General features: G+C 45.6%; 2 protein-coding genes and 1 pseudogene. All 3 read left to right on the top strand.

All coding sequences use genetic code 11. The features are described 5' to 3' along the window. Nucleotides 1-546: energy-coupling factor ABC transporter ATP-binding protein (locus tag PGX78_RS06315; protein WP_270445930.1), on the top strand; the 546-nt coding region annotated here is incomplete at its 5' end. A 120-nt stretch (nucleotides 547-666) separates the two neighbouring features. Then, nucleotides 667-1,923 (top strand): tyrosine--tRNA ligase, encoded by a 1,257-nt coding sequence (gene tyrS / locus PGX78_RS06310; RefSeq protein ID WP_270445929.1) that lies wholly within the window; start codon nucleotides 667-669, stop codon nucleotides 1,921-1,923. A 232-nt stretch (nucleotides 1,924-2,155) separates the two neighbouring features. Further along, nucleotides 2,156-3,513: pseudogene (locus PGX78_RS06305) on the top strand (DNA-directed RNA polymerase subunit beta); the annotation flags it as partial.

Here is a 3,513-nt window from a genome sequence, read left to right as displayed (position 1 = left end):
ATGACGGTTGAAGAAGAAATCGCCTTTTCTCTGGAAAATATGGGAATGGGTGCCGAAGAGATTGCCGTGGCCGTTGATGAAGCGTTGGAAAAAGTCGGACTTGCGGAATTTCGTGAACGTCGTTTGTCGGATCTTTCGGGCGGGCAACGGCAGCGCTTGGTCATTGCCGGTGTCTTGGCAACCAATCCGGAAATTTTGGTCTTCGATGAACCGACATCGGCCCTTGATCCGGAAGGAACTCATGAATTCTATGAACTCGTTCATGAATTGAACCGGGCCCACGGTCATACGATTATTGTTATTGAACATTCGCTTGAAGCCGCCGTCCCCTATGCGACACGTCTGGTCTTGATGGAAAAAGGGAAGGTTTTATGTGACGGAGATTTAAAAACAGGGTTAAAGTACATGTATGAGCAAGATATTTGTAAAAGTGCCGTTCCGGCCGTATTTGCTTGCCAATTGGAACTTGAAAAAGCCGGTTTCAATCCGCTGCATACCTGGTTATCGGCCAAGTCGGCCATTGCCGATTTAACACGATTTTCATAAATAAGAAGCGACTCGTAGGAGTCGCTTTCTTTTTTGCAAGGAGGAAGCTAAGTAAAATACGTTGAGAATCGCAAGGGTAACTGCTATAATAAATCCATATTATATAAAGGAGCGAGAGCCATGAATATTATTGATGAATTATCTTGGCGCGGCGCGGTTAATCAAATGACCGACGAAGCGGGATTACGCAAGTTGACGCAAGAAAAGAGCGTCTCCTTGTATTGCGGCGTTGACCCGACGGGTGACAGCATGCATATCGGACATTTGATTCCTTTTATGATGTTAAAACGATTTCAATTGGCAGGCCATCATCCGTATATCCTTATCGGCGGCGGTACGGGTGTTATCGGTGATCCCAGCGGACGGAAAACGGAAAGACAGTTACAAACGGTTGAACAAATCGGTGAAAATGCGAAAAAATTAAAAACACAGTTCTTGCGTCTTTTCGGTGAAGACTCCAATATTACCATTGTCAATAACTATGATTGGCTCTCTAAACTGGATCTTCTCGGTTTCTTGCGCGATTACGGCAAATTGTTCAGTGTCAATGTTATGTTGGCTAAGGATGTGGTTGCCAGTCGTTTGGAAGCGGGGATTTCCTTTACGGAATTTTCTTATCAGATTTTACAGTCCGTAGACTTCCATCATCTCTTAAAAGAACGGGATGTGCAGATACAAATCGGCGGTGCCGATCAGTGGGGAAATATTACGGCCGGTATCGACATGATTCATAAACTGGAAGGGTCGGAACAGGAAGCGTACGGGTTGACCATTCCGCTTATGTTGAAGTCGGACGGCACGAAATTCGGTAAGACGGCGGGGGGAGCTGTTTGGCTCGATCCGGAAAAAACGTCACCCTTCGAGTTCTACCAATTCTGGCTTAACCAAGATGATGCGGACGTCGTGCGGTATTTGAAATACTTCACCTTCTTGGGACAAGAAGAAATTGAAGAACTGGAAAATGCCGTAAAAGAGGAGCCGGAAAAAAGATTGGCACAGCGTCGGTTGGCTGAAGAGGTAACGATATTCGTACATGGAAAAGAGGCTTTGCAGGAAGCGGAAAATATTACGGAAGCCTTGTATCAAGGCAGTATTGCCGACTTGACGAAACGTGAATTGGAACAGGCTTTCGGCAAAATGCCTACCGTAACGGTAGGACCTGAAGAAAAGGCTGTTGTCGATTGGCTGGTCGACACAAAAATTTGTCCCTCCAAGCGCCAAGCTCGAGAAGATGTCCAAAACGGTGCGATTACGATTAACGGCATCAAGGTAACCGATTTGGAAGAAATCGTTCGACCTCACAAAAATTCGGAAGGTTCATATATTATTGTTCGCAAGGGTAAAAAGAAATATACGCTTGCGAAAGTTGAAAAATAATACTTGACAAATTCATATCGGCTTGTTGACGAGAAAAAACTCGTGTGCTATAATAACTCATTGCAGAATATCCAGCAGAAGGTCTGTTTTTATACACGGAGGCATTCATCCTTAACAAGGAAAATTAAGCAAGGTTCAGGTTATGTCAGAGCCTTGCTTTTTTGTCGCTTTTCCGTAAACTCAGGGCTTCCGTTTTAAGAGATTTACTTTTTATAAGGGGTGAAGTTGCAGCATGTTCAAACCTGTACAAGTAGGGAAGAGAACTCGGTATACGTATGCGAAGATTAACGAGGTCTTGAAGATGCCTCATTTGTTGGATTTGCAGACTAAATCTTACAAATGGTTTTTAGAAAAAGGGTTGAAGGACATATTTAAAGATATTTCGCCGATTGAAGACGCGTCGGGCAATCTGTCCTTGTCTTTTGAAGACTTCTCGTTAGGCGAACCGAAATATGATATTCGAGAATGTAAAGAACGGGATACGACGTATTCCGCGCCTCTTCGCGTGCAGATCAGCCTTCTCGACCGCGGAACGGGTGAGAGAAGAAGCCAGGAAGTATTTATGGGCGACTTCCCTCTGATTACCGATACAGGTACGTTTATTATCAACGGGGCCGAACGTGTTATTGTCAGCCAATTGGTACGTTCGCCCGGCGTGTACTACGGTCGTGAAATCGACCCTATGGGCATTCGTCTGTACAGCTCCACCATCATCCCTAATCGCGGTGCCTGGATTGAATTGGAAACGGACACAAACGGCATCGTCTATGCTCGTATTGACAGAAACCGGAAGATTCCGGCAACGGTTCTTATTCGTGCCCTCGGCTGGCCGACAAATAACGATATTATGGAACTTTTCTATAATGACCCTCGGTTACAGGCTACCTTTGAAAAGGATACGACAGAATCGCAAGAAGAAGCTCTTGTAGAAATCTATAAAAAACTTCGCCCCGGCGAACCTCCGACGGTGGAAAGCGCACGCAGCCTCTTTGAAGGTTTGTTCTTCGACCCCAGACGCTATGACATGGCCAGAGTCGGTCGTTATAAGGCGGCTCGTAAGTTGGGGTGGGAACATCGCCTTTTCGGTATTACCTTGCATGAACCTATCGTTAACAGCGAAACGGGTGAGCTCGTATTGCCGGCACAGACTGTCATCGGTGCTGAAGAAATCGCCAAGATTAAAGAAAGCGGCGTCTTTAACTTTGACGGCCTGATTGAAGTATTTGCGGAAAAACAGGACGGTACGGTTGCCAAGATTATTTGTAATAACAGCAACTTGCCTTATGACCACCGGACGATTACCAAAGAAGATATTATTGCCAATATAGGCTATTTATTAAACCTTATGGACGGGTTCGGAAATGTGGACGATATCGACCATTTGGGCAATCGTCGCCTGCGTTGTGTCGGTGAATTATTGCAGAATCAGTTCCGTATCGGCCTTACGCGTATGGAACGTGTCGTACGCGAACGCATGACCGTACAGGATGCGGAAACGATTACACCGCAAGCCCTCATTAATATTCGTCCTGTCGTAGCGGCTATTAAAGAATTCTTCGGATCCAGTCAGTTGTCTCAGTTCATGGACCA

This window comes from Megasphaera sp. AF13-6AC (assembly GCF_027685385.1).
In the GTDB taxonomy this organism is placed as follows: Bacteria; Bacillota; Negativicutes; order Veillonellales; family Megasphaeraceae; genus Megasphaera; species Megasphaera micronuciformis.
Note: the sequence above shows the minus strand (reverse complement) of the source record. Positions and strands in the feature narration are given on the sequence as shown.